Here is a 24487-nt window from a genome sequence, read left to right as displayed (position 1 = left end):
GTGTCATTCACTCCTTGTCTGACCGTTTTTGAGCGGCAGGCTACAACCCGTAAGGAGCATTCATGCGTCATTACGAAATCATCTTTTTGGTCCACCCGGATCAAAGCGAGCAAGTCGGCGGCATGGTAGAGCGTTACACCAAGCTGATCGAAGAAGACGGCGGCAAAATCCACCGTCTGGAAGATTGGGGCCGTCGTCAACTGGCCTACGCAATCAACAATGTTCACAAGGCTCACTACGTGATGCTGAACGTTGAGTGCACTGGCAAGGCCCTGGCCGAGCTGGAAGACAACTTCCGCTACAACGATGCAGTGATCCGTAACCTGGTCATCCGTCGCGAAGAAGCCGTTACCGGCCAATCCGAGATGCTCAAGGCTGAAGAAAACCGCAGTGAGCGCCGTGAGCGTCGCGACCGTCCTGAGCACGAAGGCGCTGATAGCGCTGATAGTGATGACAGCGACAACAGCGATAACGCTGACGAGTAATCCACGGACCTTTTAAGGAGCCTATCAAATGGCACGTTTCTTCCGTCGTCGTAAATTCTGCCGCTTCACAGCTGAAGAAGTGAAAGAGATCGATTACAAAGATCTCAACACTCTGAAAGCCTACGTATCCGAGACCGGCAAAATCGTTCCAAGCCGCATCACCGGTACCAAAGCTCGTTATCAGCGTCAGCTGGCCACCGCTATCAAGCGCGCCCGCTTCCTGGCCCTGCTGGCCTACACCGACAGCCACGGCCGCTGAGACCGGGCAGTCGACAAGTAGCAAAGGATTGAATGCATGCGTGCCTTAGCTGAGTTCATTATGCGAGGCCGTATGCAGGCCACTCTCGTAGTGGCCGGATGTGCAACATTGCCGTTGTTGTATTGGTTGGGTGCTGCCGCCGGGAGCCTTGTGCTTCTGCGGCGCGGATTGAAAGACGCTCTTGGCGTTCTTTCACTGGGGCTGCTGCCAGCGTTGATCTGGTGGTTGTATGCCGATGACCCACGGGCACTTCTGGTGCTTTTGGGATCTTCGGGGCTTGCGTTGGTTTTGCGCGCAAGTGAGTCCTGGGTTCGCACGCTGCTGGTCAGCGTAGCCGTTGGAGTGGTGTTTTCAGTGGTGCTCGGGGCGGCGTTTGCGGCCCAGATCGAGATGCTCGCGCAGGCCCTCATAAAGGTCATGCCAGCGCTTCTCGGTGAGACCTACAAGCAATTGTCGGTTGATGAGCAAGCGCGTTTCGCGTCCCTGATTGCGCCAGTCCTGACCGGACTGATTGCGGCCTTGTTGCAGATCGTCAGCGTGCTGAGCCTGATTGTCGGGCGTCATTGGCAGGCGTTGTTGTACAACCCGGGTGGTTTTGGTCGCGAGTTTCGCGCCATCCGGATCCCGCTGGGGCCGGCGATGTTACTGCTGGCGTTGATGCTTCTGGGCCCGAATCTCGGTGCACAGATGGCCATGTTGACGCCGTTGTGCAGTGTACCGTTGGTGTTCGCCGGACTTGCCTTGATTCATGGGCTGGTCGGGCAGAAGCGACTGGCCGGTTTCTGGCTGGTGGGGTTGTACGTCACGCTGTTGCTGTTCATGCAGCTGATCTATCCGTTGCTGGTGGTCTTGGCCATTGTCGACAGCCTGATTGATTTTCGCGGTCGTCACGTGTCGAAAGACACCGACAGCGCGAACGGTGAAGGTTAAAAGTTAGAGGATTTTCACATGCAACTGATCCTTCTGGAAAAAGTCACCAACCTGGGCAACCTGGGTGACAAAGTAAACGTTAAGGCCGGTTACGGTCGTAACTACCTGCTGCCTTACGGCAAGGCTACCGCCGCGACCCCAGCAAACATTGCTGCGTTCGAAGAGCGTCGTGCCGAGCTGGAAAAAGCTGCCGCAGACCGTAAAGCATCGGCTGAAAGCCGTGCTGCCCAACTGGCCGAGCTGGAAGTGACTATCACTGCCACCGCTGGCGACGAAGGCAAGCTGTTCGGTTCGATCGGTACTCACGACATCGCTGACGCACTGACCGCTTCCGGCGTTGAAGTGCAGAAGAGCGAAGTTCGTCTGCCGAACGGCACCATCCGCAACGTAGGCGAATTCGACGTAGCCGTGCACCTGCACGCCGAAGTTGAAGCCACCGTACGCGTTGTAGTGGTAGCAGCTTAAGCAACACCTGATCGGCTGGCGGCTTGTCCGTCAGACGGTTAACATCGGGCACGATCCTGTTTACAGGTCGTGCCCTTTGTCTTTCTGCAATCCCTGTTTTCACTAAACAACTCAAGTGGCCATGAACGATATCTCCGCTCCCGAGCAATACGATCTGCAAACCGCTGCCCTGAAGGTGCCGCCGCATTCCATCGAAGCCGAACAGGCTGTTCTCGGTGGTCTGATGCTGGACAACAACGCCTGGGAACGCGTGCTCGATCAAGTCTCCGACGGCGATTTCTATCGACATGACCACCGCCTGATATTCCGTGCGATCGCCAAACTGGCCGATCAGAACTCCCCGATTGACGTCGTGACCCTTGCCGAACAACTGGACAAGGAAGGTCAGACGTCACAGGTTGGCGGCCTCGGTTACCTCGGCGAACTGGCAAAAAACACGCCATCCGTCGCCAACATCAAGGCCTATGCGCAGATCGTTCGTCAGCGCGCGACACTACGCCAACTGATCGGTATCAGCACCGAGATCGCCGACAGTGCCTTCAACCCCGAAGGCCGCACCGCCGAGGAAATCCTCGACGAAGCCGAGCGCCAGATCTTCGCCATTGCCGAGGCCCGGCCTAAAACCGGTGGCCCGGTGGGTGTGAACGAGTTGCTGACCAAGGCCATCGATCGTATCGACACGCTGTTCAACACCGACAACGCCATTACCGGCCTGTCGACCGGTTACACCGACCTCGATGAGAAGACCAGCGGCCTGCAGCCGGCTGACTTGATCATCGTTGCTGGCCGTCCGTCGATGGGTAAAACCACCTTCGCGATGAACCTGGTAGAAAACGCCGTGCTGCGCAGCGACAAGGCCGTTCTGGTGTACTCCCTCGAGATGCCAGGCGAATCGCTGATCATGCGTATGCTCTCGTCCCTCGGCCGGATCGATCAGACCAAAGTGCGTTCCGGTCAGTTGGAAGATGATGACTGGCCGCGCCTGACCTCGGCGGTCAACCTGCTCAACGATCGCAAGCTGTTCATCGATGACACGGCCGGCATCAGCCCGTCAGAAATGCGAGCGCGCACGCGGCGCTTGGCGCGTGAACACGGTGACATCGGCCTGATCATGATCGACTACCTGCAACTGATGCAGATTCCAGGTTCCGGTGGCGACAACCGGACCAACGAGATTTCCGAAATCTCGCGTTCCTTGAAAGCCCTGGCCAAGGAATTCAATTGCCCGGTGGTGGCGTTGTCCCAGCTCAACCGCTCCCTGGAGCAACGGCCGAACAAACGCCCGATCAACTCCGACCTCCGGGAATCCGGAGCGATCGAGCAGGATGCTGACGTCATCATGTTCGTGTACCGGGACGAGGTGTATCACCCGGAAACCGAGCACAAAGGCATCGCCGAAATCATCATCGGCAAGCAGCGGAACGGCCCGATCGGTTTTATCCGCCTGGCGTTCATCGGCAAGTACACCCGTTTCGAGAACCTCGCGCCGGGCAGCTACAACTTCGACGACGACGAATAAAGGCTGGCCGAAAACCCTTCGGCCAGCTCTGCTATTTCATCCTGTTATCCAGCGGCGCCAGCGGCTCCCGCGCCGTTATTCCCGACTGGAACCATGCCCAGTTCCTGTCGGGACAACGTTTCGATGAGCGACGCTTCCTCGATCCGATTCGTTGCTTCCAGCGATTCGGATTGCGCCTTGAACTCATCAAGCGTCAGTCTATTGGCTGCGTGTTCAGCGGCGAGTTCTGTCTGCCGCAGCTGAAATGGCTGGCGTTGGTCTTCGAATTGCCCCCGGTATTTGTTGGTCACGTAGTCTTGCCAGAACTCTTCGGACAACAGCGCCTGGAATTCTTCGGGCGAGTCGTCCAGTGCCACCACTTTTCGATAAGCCGCCTCCAGCGCTCCCTCCGACACCTTGGCCATGTGGGTGTAGAAGACCTGATCGGGTTGCGCCGGCAATTGCAGGCGATCCTTGAGACCATAGCGATAGGCAAGCCTGATCTCCACTTCCTCTCTCAGACGTTCGCTATGCACGAGTTTTTCGATCTCAGACGTCGCCGGATCGCCGAGTATTGCCTCACTGCGCGCGATGTCGGCGGACGCGATCTTGTCGACTTCGTGCAAGCGAAACAGTCCCCGAGAGAGCATGGAAAGGTTGCGGCCCTGAGTTTGATCCGTAGCCTGAGCGATCGCCTTGAAGGCCAGCGACTTGGTTTCCAGGTTGGTAAAGGTGAACGCCGCCCGGTCACAACAGGTTGCGTCACCCGCCCGGTCCAGGAGTTCGCGACGCAGGCGTTTCGACTCCACAGAGTGCTCGGTCATCGAATCGATGAGCGCCCACAATCTCCGTTGTTGATCCGCGTGACCGGCTTTATTGACTCTAAGAAGCTCCAGCATGTTGAAAAAGCCGTTCGAGCCTTCCTCCTCGCGCACCGTTTGCCACTGGATTTTCCTGGTATTTATCTGGTCGGGGGACATCCCGGTGGTCCACCGCGCCATTGAATTATTGGTGAGTGCGCGCATTGCCACAGGTGCTTGGACGCGTGCAGTGTCGACCAGGTTGAATGCTTCGCGCAGAGGTACTTGCGCTTCGATCAAACGGGCCTCGTAAAGGTCGATCCGCGCCAATGTGGCCTCGGACAGCGGATTCGAGCCAATGTTGGTAAAGTCGTTGACGCGCGCGGTGTTCAGGAGTCGTTCGTTCGTGGGGGCGATGACCGCGTCAGGAATGTCCACGATTCTGTTGGAGCTCAAGTCGAAGTGGTCCAGCAGTGGCTGATCGGCAATGCCGCTCGGGAAGGTGTCGATGCCGGTATGGGCCATATTGAGCGAGCGCATGTCGGTTATCTGACTGAAGTCCGGAGCGACGCCCAGTTCCGGATTATTGTGAAGGCCCAAACCTCGTAGCGTTCTACGTTCTGAAATGACCCGGGCGGTGTCAGCCGTCAGCATTAACTGATTGTTCTGCAGAAAGAGTCGGGTCAGCCCGTTCATTTCTCCGATGGCGGGCGGCAGTGTGTGCAGTTGGTTGTGCGACAGATCGAGCCAGCGTACATGGCGGAAGCGGGTCAGAAAGCCCTCCGGCGAAATACTCAGGTTCATGTGGCTCAGTTTGAGTGAACCGACATGGCTGAAGTCAATGTCGAGATCCGGCAGGCTTCCTAGCCTCAGGCCGCTGAGATCCAGCTCAAGCCCGATGGGCGTGCGATCAAAGGCCAGTTTCTGCGGTGTTTCCCGTCTCCAGCAACTGAGAATCCTGGCGGCAGCGATCTCACGGTCAGGGCGGGCCTGCGCGTTGAGGGCCACCTGGTTCGCCCGAGCGTAAGCCGAACGAGCTCCCCGTCCAGAGAACACCCAGTCGTCGAGCTGTTGCTTCAGTTTTCCGAACTCCTGTTCGAGGTTGCGCAGTGTCGTGACCGCCGTATCACCCTCAAGGCTCCAAAGATATTTTCTGCACTGATTGATGTCCTTGCCTGGATACAGTCGTTGATAGCGCTGGGCGGGGGAGTCGCCACTATCAAAGATTACGCCCTCGGCAGCGGGCGTCAGTTCGGAGTGAGCTTCGTTCAGGCGCTGCCAGAATTCGTCGAATTTGCGCCAGTACTCGGTGGGGAAGTCGTTACCGTCGAGTTGGATGACGCTGTTGATCTTGCCAATGGCGAGCAACTGATCAGACGCCGGTTCAAGGAGTGCATGCGGTACTTCATTCAAGCGGTTATCGCGCAAATCAACGACTTTCAGTGCAGTCTTGTTTTGCAATCCACTCGGCCAGTGTTCGATTTCCGTGTTACGCAGCCGCAGGTACTCAAGCCCCGACATGTCGGTGAAGTCAGGGATGCCATCCAGTGGATTGCCCGACAGATTGAGGTCTGACAGCTGGTGCAGGCCAGTGATGACGTTAGTGGTGTGCTCATCGAGAGCGATCCTGTTATTACTCAGATCCAGGTGCGTGAGCTGCTGCATCTGCTCCACGCTGGCCGGCAGCCTGCCGAGGTCGCTTTGAGTGATGGAGAGTTTTTTCAGGTGGGTGAAACTCGACAGGAACCGGTCGCCAGCGTCCGACCAGGCAATGTTGTTCATTTCCAGAGAACGGACATGGCTGAAATCCGCCTCCAGTGCCGGGAGCGGCCCGCGTCCTTTCGGCAACTTCAGCGTGGTCAAGGAATCGTTTAACCAGCACTCCTTGAGGCTCCTCGCAACCTGCTGTACCCATTGGCGGGTCTGTACGTTGGCCGTGGACGAGCTTTGAACGTACCGCTCCAATTGTGCCGCCATCAGGTCGAATTTCTGCATGCGGTCGGGCAGCGCCTTTTGCGTGGCATCGTCCATTGCGTTCCAGTAGGCCTTGGCAGTCTGCACATCCTTGTCGGGGTACATCCGGCGCACCATGGCGATCTCTGGAATGTGGCCGTCCAGACGGAACGCGCCCGGCAGTGCCTGGGCGGCCAGCTCCGGATGATCCGCGGCTACCCGCACCCAGAACGCGCGAGCGACCGCCACAGGTCCGCTTCAAAGCGGTTGTCTTCAAGTTGCGTGACGCCATTGATCCTGGCGCGAGCGGACAACTGCTCCGCTGGCGGGTTGAGGACCGCATTTGGCACTTCACGCAGATCGTTGCCGCGCAGATCAACGAGTTTGAGCCTCGACTGATGCTGCAAGCCCTCAGGCCATCGTTTAAGACCGGTTTTGCTCAGGTTCAGGGTCTGCAAATCGCTCATCGCGCTGAAGTCCGGGGTTCGCCCCAGAGGGTTCTCGGACAGATCAATGGACTTGAGTTTCGTGAGTTTCCCCAGGCTGACCGCAGCCTGCTCATCAAGCCGGAGCTGATTGTTGCGCAGATTCAACTCGGTCAGGTTGTGCAGGGTCGCCAAGGAGTCCGGCAGCTTTTTCAGCGTGGAACGTGTCACTGTCAAACGGGTCAGGCCGGTGAAATTGCTGAGGAATGTCTCGGTTGCGACTGACCAGTTGACCTGGTCCAGCTCGAGCGTGCGGACATGGCTGAAGTCGGCCTTGAGCAGCGGCAGGGTAAAATTTTCAGCTCTAAGCTCAAGTTTCTTTGTTGTGGGGGACTGCCAGCATTGTTTGATCTTGATCGAGTTCAAGCGAATTATCAGATCCTGGCTACTTGCAAGCGACCAGGCCTTCAATGCCTTTTCCATATTTTTATACTCGGCTTCCCGACGAGCCAATCCTCCTGAAACATCGTCGCCAAGTGATGTGAGCAGGGCTGTGACTTGCCTCTCGGTGAGAGCCGGATACAACTTGCGCGCGCGAGACTCCGGGCTTTTCAAGCGATTGAGGGCGGCGCTGAGACGCTCTTTCAATGTGCGTGGCGGGGGATCCCCCGCCCGCCGCATGCCGCCGGCGCCCGGGATACTGACGCCAACCCAGCCCTCTACGGCGTCGAACACAATCGGCTGCGATCTGCCTGGGCGTGTCGCGACATAGCGGTTATCGACGTCGCCAGCCACCGCATCCGCGGCGCGCACGATACGCATCACCGGGGTGAGCGGCGTCGACGCGTCAAGGTCGTGCAGGGTCTGGTAGGTGTGGCTGTCTATCACCACGTAAAGCTTGCCGTCGAAGCGGTGCAGTCCGTTGACATCGGGTTCGACATCAGCGAAGTCCAGCGGTGTCCGGAACCCTTGCAAGCTGCTTTCGCTCAGGGCAAAAGTGATGGGCGATTCGTCGACTTGATGCCAGAGCCTGCTGATTGAGTCGCGTACCAGCAGCGGTCCGGAAGGCTCCAGCTCACTGGGCAATCTGGCACGGTGCTGACCGGTGGCGTCCGTCGCGACAGCGATAATGCCGACCTCGGCCACTTCAACGTAGCGGCGTCCCTTGAACATGATGAAACCCTCGGCGTCGGCATTCGGCAGATGCACCGCTACGCTGATCCGGTAGTCCTCCAGTGTTCGGATCACCGGTGTGGAAGTTGTTCCTGAGGCAGCGGAAACAGGCGTGGGCGTCACCACTACCGGGCTGATGGCATCGAGGTCGGGCCGCCCCGAAGTGCTTGCCGAATCCCTGGGGTTGTGGGGTCTTGCGATGTTCGACATACCCGGATCCAGAGAGTGCGGGAGCTCGGGCTGTCGCACCTGCAGATTGTCCGGCTGCACAGGACGCGTGTGGATGTCGACTGTGACAGTGTTGCGCGGAGGTGTTTTGATGGGCATTGAGTTTTTCTTCCTTGAGACTTGCTGCACCAGGGTCGGTAAACAACTGGCAGGGCAGCGTTCGGCGTCATTGCCGGGGTCGGTGTTTTACGATCAGGTCAAGCGTTCTGTTGCGGATTGAAAGAGCGCCATGATTGACCGGGTTGCTCATCCTTGAGCACTGACCTTTTCCCTGCACAATGATGACGGGGAAAAGGTCTGACTGGCGGGGTCTGCGCCTCGCTCAGTGAAAAGGCGCCTTGCTATCGAATCATCATTCCTGCCAGGGCGATCTCTTCATTATTCGTTAATCGTGAGCAGCAGGTTACGCCGGGATAAGCGTATTCCGGCTGCTTCAAGGCGCATTTGATAAATCAGCGCCTGCTGCCGGGCACTTTCGTCGAATTGGTTATGGGACACGTTGATCACGTTGGTGAGCCGCGCCGAAGCTGCCAGATGTTGCTGCGCAGGATTGATCAAATAGTCGGGAATACTGGTGAGGTTATTGCGGCTGAGATTGATCCGCTGCATCGAAGTCAATGCTTCGAGCCCGGGTGGCCAGTCCCGCAGGCCTGTGCGCGACAGGGCCAACGCGCGCAATTGGGTCATCTGGCTGAGGTCCGGCAACCACTGCAGTGGATTATTATTCATCTCCAACACCTGAAGGGTTGTGCGTTGCGACAGGATTCGCGCTGTCGCATCAGTCAACGCGATGCTGTTGCCGTTGAGAATCAGACGTGTCAGATGGTTCATGTTGCGCAATGCTTGAGGTAGTTCGGTGAGGTACGAGTTCGTCAGATCAAGTGTGCGCAGGTTGGTAAATCGGCTCAAGAAGCCTTCGGGAGGACTGTACAGTCCCTCGTTTTTCATCAGCAGTGAACCGACATGGCTGAAGTCGGCATCAAGATTTGGCAGCACCTCTACGTTGAGACCGCTCAAGTCCAGGGTCAGGTCAAGGAATGCTCCATCCGGCGTGGCCGATGTCGATTGCGTAATACCTTCACGCCGCCAGCAGCTCAAGATGCGCTCCGATGCTGGTTTTTTATTGTTCCCGCCCCAGTCCTGCAGCTGGGATTTCAGCGTATTGAGCTCGTGTTCCAGCGCAGCCAACCTTCCTGGAACGTCGGGCTCCAGCGACTGGATCAGGTGATTGATCGACTGTTCATTGTAGGAAGGGAAAATTTCCTGGACGCGTCGAGCAGGCGTCAGGACGCTGGGCTGTGCGGGGCGGGTGGGGAGGAAGCTGACAGGCAACTCCTGATTCTCAGGGTTGACGGCGGTCAGCAGGTTTCGCGGCCGTTGCAGTGTTATGCCAGCGGCTTGAAGCCTGCTCGCGAGTTGCCTTAAGTTGGATTGAGTGTCGGACGACAACGGGTTGCCGGTGATGTCGAGGCTGTCATAGAGACGGACAAACCCGGCGAGATCCTGATCACCAGGCGCAAGCAGGAAAAGGGGAAGGTCTTTAAACCCGTTATGTGACAGGTTGACCTCCTCCAGTGCCGGCATTCTCTCCAGTCCGGGCGGCCAGGAATCAATTTGCGTACGGGAAATATTCAGTTTTCGCAACGCTGGCAACAAGCTCAAATCAAGCGTGTGCACGAACCTGTTCCTGCTCAGGTTCAGCTCCCGCAGGGACGTCCTAGGCCCCAGGTCCTGGATCAGTTGCGCTGCGTCAGGCCCCAGATAGTTGTCGCTCATGTTCAAGCGTGTCAGATGCTGCATCTTCGCCAATGCCGAAGGCACGCTGCGCAGCTGGTTCTGCGAGATATCGAGCTCGTGCAAATTCGGGAATCGCCCCAGGAAACCGTCAGGATTGTGATGCAAGCGGGCACGTTTCAAGTTGAGCGAGGCGACGAAACTGAAATCAGCATCCAGGCTCGGCATGTTCTCCAGATTCAAACTGGTCAGATTCAATTTCAGGCCTAAATGCTCTCCCCCTGCCCCAAGCAGCATTCGCCCCTCCCGCCGCCAGCATTTCAAGATTTTTTGTGAGGCAATATTGAATTGTCCTTTGGACCATGCGTTGAGCTGGGTTTTAAGCACCTCGAACTCATATTCCAGCCGTGTCAGAACGTTGGAAGCATCCGCGCCCATGGACTGAAGAAACGCATCGGCATTATTTCCCATGGTGGGATACAGCTCGCGTACCCGAACCAGCAGAGCAGATGCCGCGCCGCTGCCATAGTCGCTGTGTACCGGAAGTCGAACCGGCAGTGGCTCCAGCCATCTCATGGTGCTTAACAGGTTCTCCGGATTGGACAGCGACAATCCGCTGGCCAGAAGGCGCAGACGATAAAGGCTGGCGCGCTCGAGCGTGATCAGAGAAAACGGGTTGCCATCCACATTGACGATGTTGCTCAGTCGCGTATTCGCCAGATGCTCGAATGCTGGTGCAATCAGGGCGTCGGGCAATTCGCTGAGGGCGTTGTACCTCAGATCCACCCGTTCAAGCAGTGGCAGTTGATCAAGGCTGGCTGGCCATCGCGCAAGATTCGTGTAGGTCATTTCCAGCCTGCGAAGATTTGGCAGGCCGCTGAAGTCTGGAGCGTCAGCCATCGCGCAGTTGTTCAGACTCAGCACTTGCAGTGTGTTGGAAACCAGCCGCTCACCTGGATTTATGGGTGACGGGTTGTAGTCGAGATTAAGGTGAGTCAAATGCTGCATTGCGCTCAACTGGTGAATCGAACCTTCGATTTTGTTACCCAACAGGTCCAGGTCGAGCACATTTTTGAAGGCGGACAGATTGATGTTTCGATCCAGATTATTACTGCGCAACTTCAGTGAAGTGACATGGCTGAATTCAATCCCGTCCAGCGACGGCAGATTGGTAATTCCCAGACCACTGAGATTGAGCTCCATGCCCAAGGGGGTTCCGTTTGCATCCAGATGCAGCGGCCCTGTCCTGCGCCAGATGCTCAGCAGGCGCTGACTGGCAGTTTCGATGGCATTGTTCGAGGCAGGCATGCCCGGCGTGGCGTTGGCGATTTCCTGCCATCGGGACAATCGCGTTTGCAGCCTGCTCAGACCCACCTCGAACTGAGTCAGTTTGCGCGGCAGGTCAACACCCAGCGACTCGATCGTCAGGCGCACCAGGTCATCCTCGATGGTGGGAAACAGTTCGCGCAGGCGACGCTCCGGGGAAGGAAGGGAAAGAACCTCGTTGTCGCCGCGTCGGATCCCGGCGTCAATCCAGCCGAGTCGCGCATCGAAAATCACCGGCTCCCCCTGAGCGATCAGTTCGGGCTGAAAAAAAGCATGGTTGTCCACGTCATTTGCGGTTCTCTGATGCACGATGTGCATCATTTGGGCCCCATGCTGATCCCACATCACCCGATAAACTTTCTTGCGAATAATGATGTAAGTGTTGCCGTCGAGCGGGTACACGCCGTTGATGTAAGGTTGCACACCCTCCAGATTTATTTGCGTGCGATAGCTTTCGAGACGGGCGTCTGTCAGGACATCTGAGGGTGACCACCAGTACTCGCCGCCAGGATCGGGCACCAGCACCGGCCCAGGCTCACGCTGGGTCGGCCATCTGGCACGGTAGAGGCCGGTGTCCGGATCACTGGCGATTTCCACCGTCTTGCCATCCGGCAAGTTGACGAACTTGCGCCCTTTGATCGTTCGTACGCCCTGACTGTCAATGGTGGCCTGAAGGTTATCCGGGAGCGTGACATGGAAATCTGCCACTGAGAGTCGTGATGCGCTTGTGACCATCGCGGCTAGCGTTGAGGGGGGCAGCGGGGTGACGGTGAGCGGCGTAGTTGAGGGGCCTGCCTGAACGTTGACGTTGGTAGCCGTTGTGCTTGCGGCGATGTTGGATTCGCGCAGATGGGGAAGTGGCGATACATCGATGCGCGAGGGCGTCTCAGTCCAGTCAGAGTGTATGGCGGGTTGTCGCGGTGGAGTAATAGCCGATGTGCCTGTGGGAGTTTTGCCTTTCATGTGTACTCATCCTTGAGTGATTGTTGTATCAATAGCGCGGCTGCAACGACTGATGTTGAACGGTTGTATGTTGTTCGTTTGCCGCGACAGTCGAGCGATCACCGCGCGATATCAAAAATTCTCTGCGCCGTCCTGCTGTCGAGTGCTTCACGCCAGATCGGCACGTGCACGCGTCCGGCCTGCTGATCCTTTTGTTGGGATGCCAGCCCCAAGCCGCTTTGCTCGAGGGTTTTCAGGTGGCCTCCCTGTACAGTGAAATCGAGCGCTGCGCTGTCCTTCCTGTCGTAGTGAAAATGCGCGTGCCACAGCGGCTCGCCACTGAGCCTGTCATTGAGCGAGTAGATATCGAGATAGTGTTTGTTGCTGCCCTTGCCCCGTTCCAGCCGGGTATGGGTTTTCACTGCGAGGATTTGATTCTGGTCGAGCAGGTACGCCACTCGGTTCGCGCTCAGGAACGACTTGTCCTTGTATAGCCGGACGCGGATATTCTCGCCCTCAGTACGCAGCCGCTGACTGTCATGACGTAACTGGCGAACGAGCGGAACGATATTCTCGTCAAGCGCATTCGGCAGGCGCTCCAGTTGCGAGGCGACGTCGTCCAGTTGTTCGGCTTTTGCGCCAAGCGATTCGACGATATTGGTGGCGTTTCGCTTGGCTTTTTCATCCTGTCTGGCGCTATTGAGGTGTGTATCGCATTGGCCCAGTCGCTCGTTGGCCAATGCCACCAGTGTAGGCAAGGCATCGTTTCGCGGCGGGGTCTGTCGGCGCCATTCGCCATCACGGCGCTCATACGTTTGCCAGACCTGATTACTGATGGGGTCTGTGACATCAATGACTTCTTCCCCCGAAGCGGTGCGGCGTGGATGACCGACGCTGATCCTGGAGACGTTATGGTGTCTGGCGCGAAACAAACGCCTGCGTGTTGGCGCCGGGCCGGAGACTTCCTGCGCAGGCACGAAGTCGAAATCAATCACCTGATCCTGCGCCGGCAGCGCCGCCGTAGTCAGCGACTCGCGGTGATAGCGACTCGCCCGCTCTTCCAGTACGTTTTCAAAAGATTGCACGACCTCGACGATTTGCCGACGGACGCCGGCCTCGGAAGACTCCGGCGCAAGCACCAGGGTTTCGTAGGAGGCCCTGATGGCTGCGGTCTCATCCAGCAAGTCGGTGATGACCGCAAGGCGCGCTTGCTGAGGAATACTGTCGATGTCATAGAAAGCCGAAGTCGTTTCAACGTGCCAGCTCCCCAGTTGCGCCAGCGCGGACTGGCTGTCGGCGGGTCTGCCGCTCAGCAGTCGGCTTTTGAAGCTGACCCACCAGGCAGATGCCACGTGCAAATCCAATGCTAATGTATTGCGTGAAGCGATTTCGAACGCGGACGAGCGCGATTGTCTGACGAAGTCATTGATCAGTTGCTGACGCGTTTCGAGAAGCTCGCGCTTCTTCCACAGGTATTCTGCATCGGCGTTGTAGAACTGGTGCAGGTTGTGCAAGCCCGCGCGCTCAATGGTCATGCGACTTTCCCTTGCATAAATCTGGTACTCACAAAGTTCGATGCTGCGCGCCCGCATTTCGTGCAGTTCGGATAGGTACCTTTCTTTTTCATACAGGATGATCGCGTCACGTTCGTTCACATAAAGGCTGATGAGGGGCGTGAGCAGCTCCTGTTCTTGGCGAGCGTACCCTTCCAGTAACGCCAGTGCGCCTCTTTCACCTTGGCTTCCCGGCTCCTGTTCAAGCCTTTTTTTTTCGGCTTTTTCGCTACGTTCCTTGGCCGCATCCCACCTGGCTCGTCCGTTATTCAGCAGGGCGGGCGAAACGAGCATGCGATCAGGCAGAAGAGGGGCAGGGTTTACGCGCCGCATCCCGCCGGCCCCTTTTACGCTGGTGCCGACCCAGCCGTGCTGCGGATCGAGAACAACGGCCTCCGAACGTCCCGGCCGGGTACCCACATAGATATTGTTGGCGTCATGGGCCACGGCGTCTTCCGCGCGGACGATACGCAGTACCGCGGTTGTCGGCGTAGAAGCATCCAGGTCATGCAGGACCTGATAAGCATGGTCGCGGATCACCGCGTAGAGCTTGCCGTCAAAACGGTGCAGACCGTCGCTGCCGGGTTCGATGCCGGTGAAATCGATGTCGCTGCGAAAGGCCTCCAGCCGGGTGTCACTCAGGGTATGCGGCAGCGCTTCGACATTGCCTGCTTCGCGCCAGAACCTGCCGTCGGGATCGGGTTGCAGTATCGGCCCGGAAGGATCGCGCTCGCTTGGGCGTCTGGCCCGGTAAAACCCGGTTTCAATGTCCATCGCGATCTGCACGATCTGGTTATCGGGCAAGGTGACGTACATGCGTCCTTTAATGATTCGCGGGCTCTGGGTAGAGGAACTGTCCCATTCCGGCGGGGGCGTGATGCAGTAATCCTGCAGTGCACGGTGTACGGGCAATGCTGGCGAGTCGATAGCCGTTGGTATCGCTCTGACGGTGGGGGCGGGCGTGATTGCGTCAAGGTCGACGCCGGCCGGGTGCGTCGTCACTAACCGGTTTGTCGGGCCCGCAGAGTGAATGCCGGGGACATCAACCCGCGTGAGGGCATCTGTTCCCGATGTGCCATTCATCGCAGGCCTTGTCGTGGTGGCGCCGTTGGCGCCCTTGCTGGTCTTGCCGATCATGAATACTCATCCTTTAGTATTTTCATGTCCGCCCCGCATGATGCAAGGCTTGAAAAATCTGACGGCGTTGCCGGTTCGCGCGCGTGGGACGTTCGCGGGGCATGTCGCGAACGATCCTGGGCAACGATAAAGAGAAACCGACCATTGCCGTCGGAATTGGTTATTTTTTGTGCTATATTCCGCGCCCGCGATTTTTCATCTCAACACCGGTCGTCGACATGCAAACAGCCAAGCCGTTATTTGACTATCCAAAATATTGGGCCGAATGTTTCGGGCCAGCGCCATTCCTGCCGATGAGCAGGGAGGAGATGGATCAGCTTGGCTGGGATTCCTGCGACATCATCATTGTTACGGGAGATGCCTACGTCGATCACCCGTCGTTCGGCATGGCAATCATCGGCCGGCTGCTGGAGTCGCAAGGCTTCCGCGTCGGGATCATTGCCCAACCGAACTGGCAGTCCAAAGACGACTTCATGAAGCTCGGCGAGCCGAACCTGTTCTTCGGCGTCGCGGCCGGCAACATGGACTCGATGATCAACCGCTACACCGCCGACAAGAAAATCCGTTCCGATGACGCCTACACCCCGGGCGGCATGGCCGGCAAGCGTCCGGATCGCGCCAGTCTGGTCTACAGCCAGCGCTGCAAGGAAGCCTACAAAAACGTGCCGATCGTGCTCGGCGGTATCGAAGCTTCGCTGCGCCGCATCGCGCATTACGACTACTGGCAGGATCGCGTGCGTAACTCGATCCTGATCGACGCCTGCGCCGACATCCTGCTGTACGGCAATGCCGAGCGGGCGATTGTCGAAGTCGCCCAGCGTCTGTCCTACGGTCACAAGATTGAAGACATCACTGATGTGCGCGGCACCGCGTTCATCCGTCGTGACACGCCTGCGGGCTGGTACGAAGTCGATTCCACGCGCATCGATCGTCCGGGCAAGGTCGACAAGATCATCAACCCGTACGTGAATACCCAGGACACCCAGGCCTGCGCCATCGAGCAGGAAAAGGGGCCGGTCGATGATCCGGAAGAAGCCAAGGTCGTGCAGATCCTGGCCAGCCCACGGATGACCCGCGACAAGACCGTGATTCGTCTGCCGTCGGTGGAAAAGGTCCGTGGCGATGCGGTTCTTTATGCGCATGCCAACCGCGTACTCCACCTGGAAACCAACCCGGGCAACGCCCGTGCGCTGGTGCAGAAGCATGGCGAAGTCGACGTCTGGTTCAACCCGCCGCCGATTCCGATGACCACTGAAGAAATGGACTACGTGTTCGGCATGCCTTACGCACGTGTTCCGCATCCTGCGTACGGCAAGGAGAAGATCCCGGCCTACGACATGATCCGTTTCTCGGTGAACATCATGCGCGGCTGCTTTGGCGGCTGCACCTTCTGCTCGATCACCGAGCACGAAGGCCGGATCATCCAGAACCGTTCCGAAGAGTCGATCATTCGCGAAATCGAAGAGATCCGCGACAAGGTGCCAGGCTTCACCGGCGTCATTTCCGACCTCGGCGGCCCGACCGCGAACATGTACCGCATCGCCTGCAAGACGCCGGAAATCGAATCCGCGTGCCGCAAGCCGTCCTGCGTGTTCCCGGGGATCTGTCCGAACCTGAACACCGATCACTCGTCGCTGATTCAGCTGTACCGCAGCGCTCGCGCGTTGCCGGGTGTGAAGAAGATCCTGATCGCCTCCGGCCTGCGTTATGACCTCGCGGTCGAGTCGCCTGAGTACGTCAAAGAGCTGGTGACCCACCACGTCGGCGGTTACCTGAAGATCGCCCCGGAACACACCGAGGAAGGTCCGCTCAACCAGATGATGAAACCGGGCATTGGCAGCTATGACAAGTTCAAGCGCATGTTCGAGAAGTACACCAAGGAAGCCGGGAAAGAGCAGTACCTGATTCCATACTTCATCGCCGCGCACCCAGGCACCACCGACGAAGACATGATGAACCTGGCGCTGTGGCTCAAGGGCAACGGCTTCCGCGCTGATCAGGTGCAGGCGTTCTACCCGTCGCCGATGGCTACCGCCACCGCGATGTATCACTCGGGCAAGAATCCGCTGCGCAAGGTCACCTACAAGAGTGACGGTGTGACCATCGTCAAGAGCGAAGAGCAACGTCGTCTGCACAAGGCGTTCCTGCGTTATCACGACCCGAAAGGCTGGCCGATGCTGCGCGAAGCACTGCAACGCATGGGGCGCGCCGATTTGATCGGGCCGGGCAAGGATCAGTTGATTCCGCTGCATCAGCCGGCCACCGACAGCTACCAGAGCGCCCGTCGCAAGAACTCGACGCCGGCTGGCAGCCATAAAGTGGCGAAGGAAGGCAAAGAGAAGACCACCAAGATCCTCACTCAGCACACCGGCCTGCCGCCGCGTGCCAGTGATGGCGGTAATCCGTGGGACAAGCGTGAACAGGCCAAGGCTGCGGCGTTCGCCCGCAACCAGCAGGCCGCCAAGGAGCGCAAGGACGCGGCCAAGGGCAAAGGGCCGAAGCCGACACGCAAACCGGTCGTGCCACGCTAAACAGAACGCCAACCTTCGGGTTGGCGTTTTTTTTTGAGTCAAAAGATCGCAGCCTGCGGCAGCTCCTACAGTGGGATTCGCGTTTCCCTGTAGGAGCTGCCGCAGGCTGCGATCTTTTGATCTTCGCCACATTTAGGCGCAACTTCGCCAAACCATTTCCTCGCATCGCCCGATTTTGGTGCTGTACTGCCCTGAGCATTCCGCAAAAGCGCCCGAGCCTGTGCATGGCATAAGTCTTGCGCGCTTTCGAATACGCTTAGGGCTCGCAGGAGGCACGCCGTGTCGATTCATGTCGCATTGCATCACGTCACGCATTACCGCTACGACCGCGCTGTCGAACTCGGCCCGCAGATCGTTCGCCTGCGCCCGGCTGCCCACAGCCGCACGCGGATTCTCTCGTATGCGCTGAAAGTCTCGCCCGACCAGCACTTCATCAACTGGCAGCAGGACCCACAGGGCAACTACCTAGCCCGGTTGGTGTTCCCGGAGAAAACCGACGAACTGCGCATTGAAGTCGACCTGCTAGCGGAAATGGCGGTGTTCAACCCGTTCGACTTCTTCCTCGAACCCTACGCCGAGAAGATCCCCTTCGCCTATGCCGCCGATGAGCGCAAGGAGCTGGCGCCGTACCTCGAAACCTTGCCGCTGACGCCGGCATTCAAAGCCTATCTCGACGGCATCGACCGTACGCCGCTGCCCGCTGTGGACTTTCTGGTCGCGATCAATCAGCGTCTGAGCGAAGACATCAATTACCTGATTCGCATGGAGCCGGGCGTGCAAACCCCGGAGCACACCCTCGAACACGCCTCTGGATCGTGCCGCGACTCGGCATGGCTGCTGGTGCAATTGCTGCGCAACCTCGGTCTGGCGGCGCGGTTTGTCTCCGGTTACCTGATTCAACTGACCGCCGACGTGAAAAGTCTCGACGGGCCATCCGGCACTGAGGTGGATTTCACCGATCTGCATGCCTGGTGCGAAGTGTATTTGCCGGGCGCCGGCTGGATCGGCCTCGATGCCACGTCAGGGCTGTTCGCCGGTGAAGGGCATATCCCGTTGGCCTGTAGTCCCGATCCGTCCTCGGCGGCACCGATCAGCGGCATGGTCGAACCCTGCGAGACGCAGTTCAGCCACGAAATGTCGGTTGAGCGAATCTGGGAAGCGCCAAGGGTCACCAAGCCCTACACCGACGAGCAATGGCTGGCGATTCAGGCGCTGGGCCGGCAGATCGATGCCGACCTGCTGGAGGGCGACGTGCGCCTGACCATGGGCGGCGAACCGACCTTCGTTTCCATCGATGACCCGGACGGCGCCGAATGGAACACCGCCGCTCTCGGCGAGGACAAGCGTCGGCTCTCCGCCGAGTTGTTCCAGCGCATGCGCAAGCATTACGCGCCGAAAGGTCTGGTGCATTTCGGCCAGGGCAAGTGGTACCCCGGCGAGCAACTGCCGCGCTGGTCGCTCAATTGCTATTGGCGTCGCGATGGTGTGGCGATCTGGCAAAACGACGCGCTAATCGCCGACGAGCAGCAGGATTACCGCGCCGATGGTGAACTCGCCGGGCGCTTTCTGGCGAGTGTCGCCGAACGCCTGAAAATTCCCACGCGGTTTGTGTTTCCGGCCTACGAGGACAATTTCTATTACCTCTGGCGTGAAGGGACTTTGCCGAGCAACGTCAGCGCCGAAGACTCGCGTCTGGAAGAACCGCTGGAGCGTGCGCGGCTGCGCAAAGTCTTCAATCAGGGACTCGATAAAGTCATTGGCCAGGTACTGCCGCTGGCGCGTACCACCAAGGGCGATCAATGGCAGAGCGGGCGCTGGTATCTGCGCGACGAGCATTGCCGTCTGGTGCCGGGCGACTCGCCGCTGGGCTATCGTTTGCCGTTGGGCGCGCAGCCTTGGGTGAAAGCGGCCGAGTATCCGTTTATCCATCCGCAGGATCCGAACCAGGACTTCCCGGAGCTACCGCAGATTGCGCAACTCAACAGTCACGGCGAACCGGCCACGGCTGACGAGCGCCAACCGAAAATCGACGAATCCGCCGACTGGCTGACCCGCACCGCGTTCTGCGCTGAAGCACGAGAAGGGCGCTTGTACCTGTTCATGCCGCCGCTGGAGCGGGTCGAGGACTATCTGGAGTTGGTCGCTGCCATCGAAGCCACCGCCGAAGAGCTGCACTGCCCTGTGCTGCTGGAGGGCTACGAACCGCCGAGCGATCCGCGCCTGAGCAATTTCCGGATTACTCCGGATCCGGGCGTGATCGAGGTCAACGTGCAGCCGTCGGCGACCTGGGACGAGTTGGTCGAGCGCACCGAGTTTCTCTATGAAGAAGCACGTCAAACCCGACTGACCACCGAAAAATTCATGATCGACGGGCGCCATACCGGCACCGGCGGCGGCAACCACTTCGTCCTCGGTGGCGCGACGCCGGCCGATTCGCCGTTTCTGCGGCGTCCCGATCTGCTGCGCAGCCTGATCAGCTACTGGCACAACCATCCGTCGCTGTCCTATCTGTTTTCCGGCTTGTTCATCGGTCCGACGTCCCAGGCGCCGCGAGTCGATGAGGCGCGTAACGACGCCTTGTATGAACTGGAAATTGCCTTCGCGCAGATGCCGGAGCCGGGCGAGGAGTGCGCGCCGTCGCTGGTCGATCGACTGCTGCGCAACTTGCTGATAGACGTCACCGGTAACACCCACCGCGCAGAATTCTGCATCGACAAACTCTATTCACCGGACGGCGCCACCGGGCGCCTCGGCTTGCTGGAGCTGCGCGCCTTTGAAATGCCGCCGCACGCGCGCATGAGCCTGGCCCAGCAACTGTTACTGCGGGCGCTGGTCGCACGTTTCTGGCGCGAGCCGTATGCGCCGCCGAAACTGGCGCGCTGGGGCACTGAGCTGCACGATCGGTTCATGCTGCCGCACTTTATCGAACAGGATTTCGCCGACGTTATCGTTGAACTCAACAGTGCCGGTTATCCGCTGCGGGCCGAGTGGTTCGCGGCGCATCTGGAGTTTCGTTTTCCCAAGGTTGGCGATTACTCCGTAAACGGTATCGAACTGGAGCTGCGCCAGGCCCTTGAGCCGTGGCATGTGCTGGGCGAAGAGGGCACGGCGGGCGGCACGGTACGTTACGTCGATTCATCGTTGGAGCGCTTGCAGGTCAAGCTCAAAGGCCTGCCACCGCAACGCTACCTGCTGACCTGCAACGGCATCGCGGTGCCATTGCATCCGACCGGGCGAGTCGGCGAGTTTGTCGCCGGTGTGCGTTATCGCGCCTGGCAACCGGCCAACTGCCTGCAACCGAATATCCCGGTGCACGCGCCGCTGGTGTTCGACTTGCTCGATACGTGGATGGCGCGCTCGCTGGGCGGCTGCCAGTACCACGTGGCGCATCCGGGTGGGCGCAATTACGAGACGCTGCCGGTCAATGCCAACGAAGCGGAGAGCCGGCGCATGGCGCGTTTCTTCCGCATCGGACATACGCCGGGGAAACTTCCTATACCGAATGTGGAAATAAACGACGAGCTACCGATGACAATCGATTTGCGCCGTTTCTGAATCGTACGCAGCGCCCGGATTTTTCGTCTATCCGGGCGTCATCTGCCTGCGTTAGTCTGACCTTTCCTTGCTGTCTGCCGAGCTTTCCATGCCTGACCTGCTAGACCGCTACCCGCTGACGGCGGGCACTTATCACGAACTGCTGGATGCCAGCGGTGCGGTGCGCCCGCATTGGCAACGGCTGTTCGACCAATTGCAGCGCAGCACACCGGCGCAACTGGTGCAGCGGCAGGCATTGCTGGCCCGGCAGATTCAGGAAAACGGCGTCACCTACAACGTCTATGCCGATCCCAAAGGCGCGGATCGTCCGTGGGAGCTGGACTTGCTGCCGCATGTGATTGCGGCGGATGAGTGGCAGCAATTGTCGGCCGGGATCGCCCAGCGAGCACGACTGCTCAATGCCGTGCTGGCCGATTTGTATGGGCCGCAGCGCTTGATCAGCGAAGGTTTGCTGCCGGCGGAGCTGGTATTCGGCCACAACAATTTTCTCTGGCCGTGTCAGGGCATTGTGCCGCCGGACAGTGCTTTTCTTCATCTATACGCGGTGGATCTGGCGCGCACGCCGGACGGGCGCTGGTGGGTGACGGCAGATCGCACGCAGGCACCTTCGGGTGCCGGTTACGCCTTGGAAAACCGCACCATCGTGTCCCGCGCCTTCCCCGAGTTGTACCGTGATCTGAAGGTGCAGCATCTGGCCGGTTTCTTCCGTACGTTGCAGGAAACACTGGCCCGCCAGGCGCCCACTGATGACGAGGCGCCGCTGGTGGTGTTGCTGACGCCGGGGCGGTTCAACGAAAGCTATTTCGAACACCTGTATCTGGCGCGTCAGCTCGGTTATCCATTGGTGGAGGGCGGCGACCTCACAGTGCGCGATGCCACCGTCTACCTGAAAACCCTCAGCGGCCTGCGCCGGGTGCACGCGATCATGCGGCGGCTCGACGACGACTTCTGCGATCCGCTGGAGCTGCGCACGGACTCGGCACTCGGCGTTCCCGGTCTGCTTGAGGCGGTGCGGCAGGGGCGGGTGCTGGTCGCCAATGCGCTGGGCAGCGGCGTGCTGGAATCGCCGGGTTTGCTGGGTTTTCTGCCGAGGATCAACCAATTCCTGTTTGGCGAAGAACTGATCCTGCCGTCCATCGCAACGTGGTGGTGCGGTGAAGCGCCGGTGTTGGCCCAGGCGCTGGAAAAACTCCCTGAACTGTTGATAAAACCGGCCTTTCCTTCACAAAGCTTCGCGCCGGTATTCGGCCGCGATCTGAGTGAAAAGCAGCGCCAATCCCTCGCGGAGCGCATGCAGGCGCGCCCTTACGCCTATGTTGCGCAAGAATTGGCGCAGCTCTCCCAGGCGCCGATCTGGCAAGCCGAAGACGGCCAGTTGCAACCCCGGGCGATCGGTATGCGTGTGTACGCGGCGGCCAGCCGTGACGGCTATCGAGTGCTGCCGGGCGGGCTGACCCGGGTGGCGGCCGAGGCTGATGCCGAAGTGGTGTCGATGCAGCGCGGCGGGGCGAGCAAGGACACCTGGGTGCTGGGCGATCGTCCGCCGAGCGGCGAACAGTGGAAGACCCAGCGCAACGTCGGCGTGCACGATCTGGTCAGGCGTGATCCTTATTTGCCGTCGCGTGTGGTGGAAAACCTGTTCTGGTTCGGCCGTTACTGCGAGCGTTGCGACGACAGTGCGCGGCTGCTGCGAATCATGCTCGCGCGGTATGTCGACGGCGACGACCCGCAAGCCTTGCAAGCCGCGGTCGACCTCGGCGAACGGCTGTCGCTGTTGCCGGACGAAGGTGAACTGCCGGAGCGTTTGCTGGCCGCACTGCTCGGCGAAGACTGGTCGTTCAGCCTGCGCTCAAACCTGCAACGCTTGCAGTGGGCGGCTTCGCAGGTGCGCGGCAAGCTCTCCCGGGAAAACTGGCAGGCGCTGGTCGAGTTGCAGCGTGAAGCGCTGGAGCTGGAGACCGACGAGCCGGATTTTGGCGAGTTGCTGGATTTTCTCAACCGCCTGGTGATGTCGCTGGCGGCGCTGTCCGGTTTCGCGTTGGACGACATGACCCGAGACGAAGGCTGGCGCTTCCTGATGATCGGCCGGCGTATCGAACGGCTGCAATTCCTCAGCAGCAGTCTGGCGGGGTTTCTGCGTGGCGCCGGTGCGTTCGATCAGGCCGGGCTTGAGTGGTTGCTGGAATTAGGCAACAGCAGCATCACTTACCGCTCACGTTATCTGGCGGTGGCGCAGTTGATCCCGGTGCTAGACCTGCTGTTGCTCGATGAGCAGAACCCACACGCGGTGTTGTTCCAGTTGAAACTGGTGACTCGCACGTTGAAACGCCTGAACGATGATTTCGGTGTGCCACGCGAGGCTGGGCTGCCACAACTGGTCGAACGATTGGCGCGATTTGATCTGGGCTGCCTGGAGAACCCGCTGTTCGGTGAATCCAGCGTACGCGCAGCGCTCGATGGTCTGGCGGATCTGCTGCAAGAGATCGCCGAGGCCAGCGGGCAAGCCTCGGATCGACTGGCCCTGCGCCATTTCGCCCATGTCGATGATGTCAGCCAGCGCACGGTGTCCGTCTGATGAGCGCGCATTACCAGATCTTCCACGACACCTGTTATCACTACGACAGCCCGGTCTCGCTGGCGCAGCAGTTGGCACACCTGTGGCCGCGTGAGTGCAGTTGGCAGCGCTGCACTGAACAACAATTGCTGATCAGCCCACAACCATCGGCACGACGCGATGAGCTGGATGTGTTCGGCAATCCGCTGACGCGGCTGGCGTTTGAGCGACCGCACGATGAGTTGCAGGTCAACGCCCGGCTTATCGTTGAAGTGCTGGCGCGACCGTCGCTCGATTTCAATCAGTCTCCGGCGTGGGAGCTGACGCGCAATGCACTGACCTACAGCAGCCAGCCACTACCTGCCGAATTGCTTGAGGCTTGCCGTTATCGTTTCCAGTCACCGTACGTGCATTTGAAACGCAGTTTCGTCGAGTTCTCGCACAGCTGTTTTCCACCGGGTCAGCCGTTGCTGTTAGGCGTGCAGGCCTTGATGCAGAAGATTTTCAGCGAATTCACCTTTGATGCCGAAGCCACCCAAGTGGCGACGCCGCTCGTGGAAGTGCTTGAGCGCCGTCGTGGGGTCTGTCAGGACTTCGCGCACCTGATGCTGGCCTGTGTGCGCTCAAGAGGCCTGGCGGCACGTTATATCAGCGGCTACCTGCTGACCCAGCCGCCACCGGGGCAGCCACGGTTGATCGGCGCCGATGCGTCGCATGCCTGGGTTTCGGTGTTTTGTCCGGTGCTGGGCTGGGTGGATTTTGATCCGACCAACAATGTGCAGCCGGCGCTGGAGCACATCACTTTGGCATGGGGACGGGATTTTTCTGATGTGTCGCCGTTGAGGGGGGTGATTCTGGGCGGGGGGAGCCATGATCCGGAGGTGCGGGTCACGGTGATGCCACTGGAGTAACGCGTATTGGGGAGCTTTTGTGGCGAGG

General features: G+C 59.2%; 14 protein-coding genes. 10 read left to right on the top strand and 4 right to left on the bottom strand.

From position 1 onward, the window contains the following. The first annotated feature begins 62 nt into the window (after window positions 1-62). The 5 genes from rpsF to dnaB all read left to right on the top strand — a co-directional run bounded on the left by rpsF (window position 63) and on the right by dnaB (window position 3658). Entirely contained in the window at window positions 63-485 is a 423-nt protein-coding gene (rpsF, locus tag ICA15_RS18195; RefSeq protein WP_003236224.1) for a 30S ribosomal protein S6, read from the top strand. A gap of 28 nt (window positions 486-513) precedes the next feature. Next, window positions 514-744: a 30S ribosomal protein S18 gene (rpsR, locus tag ICA15_RS18190; RefSeq protein ID WP_003171373.1), complete on the top strand. Its 231-nt coding sequence runs from the start codon at window positions 514-516 to the stop codon at window positions 742-744. A gap of 36 nt (window positions 745-780) precedes the next feature. Further along, window positions 781-1674, top strand: coding sequence for a hypothetical protein (locus tag ICA15_RS18185; RefSeq protein ID WP_150594047.1), 894 nt, complete (start codon window positions 781-783; stop codon window positions 1672-1674). Window positions 1675-1692: 18 nt separating this feature from the next. Beyond that, window positions 1693-2139: a 50S ribosomal protein L9 gene (gene rplI / locus ICA15_RS18180; protein WP_042557398.1), complete on the top strand. Its 447-nt coding sequence runs from the start codon at window positions 1693-1695 to the stop codon at window positions 2137-2139. Between the two features lie 121 nt (window positions 2140-2260). Beyond that, the gene (dnaB, locus tag ICA15_RS18175) at window positions 2261-3658 is read left to right on the top strand and encodes a replicative DNA helicase (RefSeq protein ID WP_042557399.1); all 1398 of its coding nucleotides are present in this window, start codon (window positions 2261-2263) and stop codon (window positions 3656-3658) included. Window positions 3659-3702: 44 nt separating this feature from the next. Here the strand turns inward: dnaB and ICA15_RS18170 are convergent, their stop codons facing one another. Next, the gene (locus ICA15_RS18170) at window positions 3703-6639 is read right to left on the bottom strand and encodes an NEL-type E3 ubiquitin ligase domain-containing protein (protein ID WP_210554251.1); all 2937 of its coding nucleotides are present in this window, start codon (window positions 6637-6639) and stop codon (window positions 3703-3705) included. Beyond that, the gene (locus ICA15_RS18165) at window positions 6606-8198 is read right to left on the bottom strand and encodes a leucine-rich repeat domain-containing protein (protein WP_210554250.1); all 1593 of its coding nucleotides are present in this window, start codon (window positions 8196-8198) and stop codon (window positions 6606-6608) included. The genes ICA15_RS18170 and ICA15_RS18165 overlap by 34 nt, the downstream gene beginning before the upstream one ends. Before the next feature lie 73 nt (window positions 8199-8271). On the opposite strand from ICA15_RS18165, the gene ICA15_RS18160 reads away from it, so the two are divergent. Further along, window positions 8272-8436: a hypothetical protein gene (locus tag ICA15_RS18160; RefSeq protein WP_210554249.1), complete on the top strand. Its 165-nt coding sequence runs from the start codon at window positions 8272-8274 to the stop codon at window positions 8434-8436. Between the two features lie 158 nt (window positions 8437-8594). Here the strand turns inward: ICA15_RS18160 and ICA15_RS18155 are convergent, their stop codons facing one another. Together ICA15_RS18155 and ICA15_RS18150 are read right to left on the bottom strand one after the other, a co-directional pair. Beyond that, the gene (locus ICA15_RS18155) at window positions 8595-12239 is read right to left on the bottom strand and encodes a leucine-rich repeat domain-containing protein (RefSeq protein ID WP_210554248.1); all 3645 of its coding nucleotides are present in this window, start codon (window positions 12237-12239) and stop codon (window positions 8595-8597) included. 98 nt (window positions 12240-12337) lie between these two features. Next, window positions 12338-14908 carry a hypothetical protein gene (locus ICA15_RS18150; RefSeq protein ID WP_210554247.1) on the bottom strand — a complete coding sequence of 857 codons (2571 nt, stop codon included), beginning with the start codon at window positions 14906-14908 and terminating at the stop codon, window positions 12338-12340. Between the two features lie 218 nt (window positions 14909-15126). On the opposite strand from ICA15_RS18150, the gene ICA15_RS18145 reads away from it, so the two are divergent. The 4 genes from ICA15_RS18145 to ICA15_RS18130 all read left to right on the top strand — a co-directional run bounded on the left by ICA15_RS18145 (window position 15127) and on the right by ICA15_RS18130 (window position 24459). After that, window positions 15127-17439 carry a YgiQ family radical SAM protein gene (locus tag ICA15_RS18145; protein ID WP_150602691.1) on the top strand — a complete coding sequence of 771 codons (2313 nt, stop codon included), beginning with the start codon at window positions 15127-15129 and terminating at the stop codon, window positions 17437-17439. 279 nt (window positions 17440-17718) lie between these two features. After that, the gene (locus tag ICA15_RS18140) at window positions 17719-20994 is read left to right on the top strand and encodes a DUF2126 domain-containing protein (RefSeq protein WP_210554246.1); all 3276 of its coding nucleotides are present in this window, start codon (window positions 17719-17721) and stop codon (window positions 20992-20994) included. An 88-nt stretch (window positions 20995-21082) separates the two neighbouring features. Next, window positions 21083-23569: a circularly permuted type 2 ATP-grasp protein gene (locus ICA15_RS18135; RefSeq protein WP_210554245.1), complete on the top strand. Its 2487-nt coding sequence runs from the start codon at window positions 21083-21085 to the stop codon at window positions 23567-23569. Further along, on the top strand, window positions 23569-24459 hold the full coding sequence (locus ICA15_RS18130; RefSeq protein WP_150617991.1) for a transglutaminase N-terminal domain-containing protein: 891 nt from the start codon (window positions 23569-23571) through the stop codon (window positions 24457-24459). The genes ICA15_RS18135 and ICA15_RS18130 overlap by 1 nt, the downstream gene beginning before the upstream one ends. Window positions 24460-24487: the final 28 nt, after the last annotated feature.

Source organism: Pseudomonas sp. P116 (genome assembly GCF_020149425.1).
Lineage (GTDB): Bacteria > Pseudomonadota > Gammaproteobacteria > Pseudomonadales > Pseudomonadaceae > Aquipseudomonas > Aquipseudomonas anatoliensis.
This window is presented reverse-complemented; position numbering and strand designations above follow the sequence as displayed.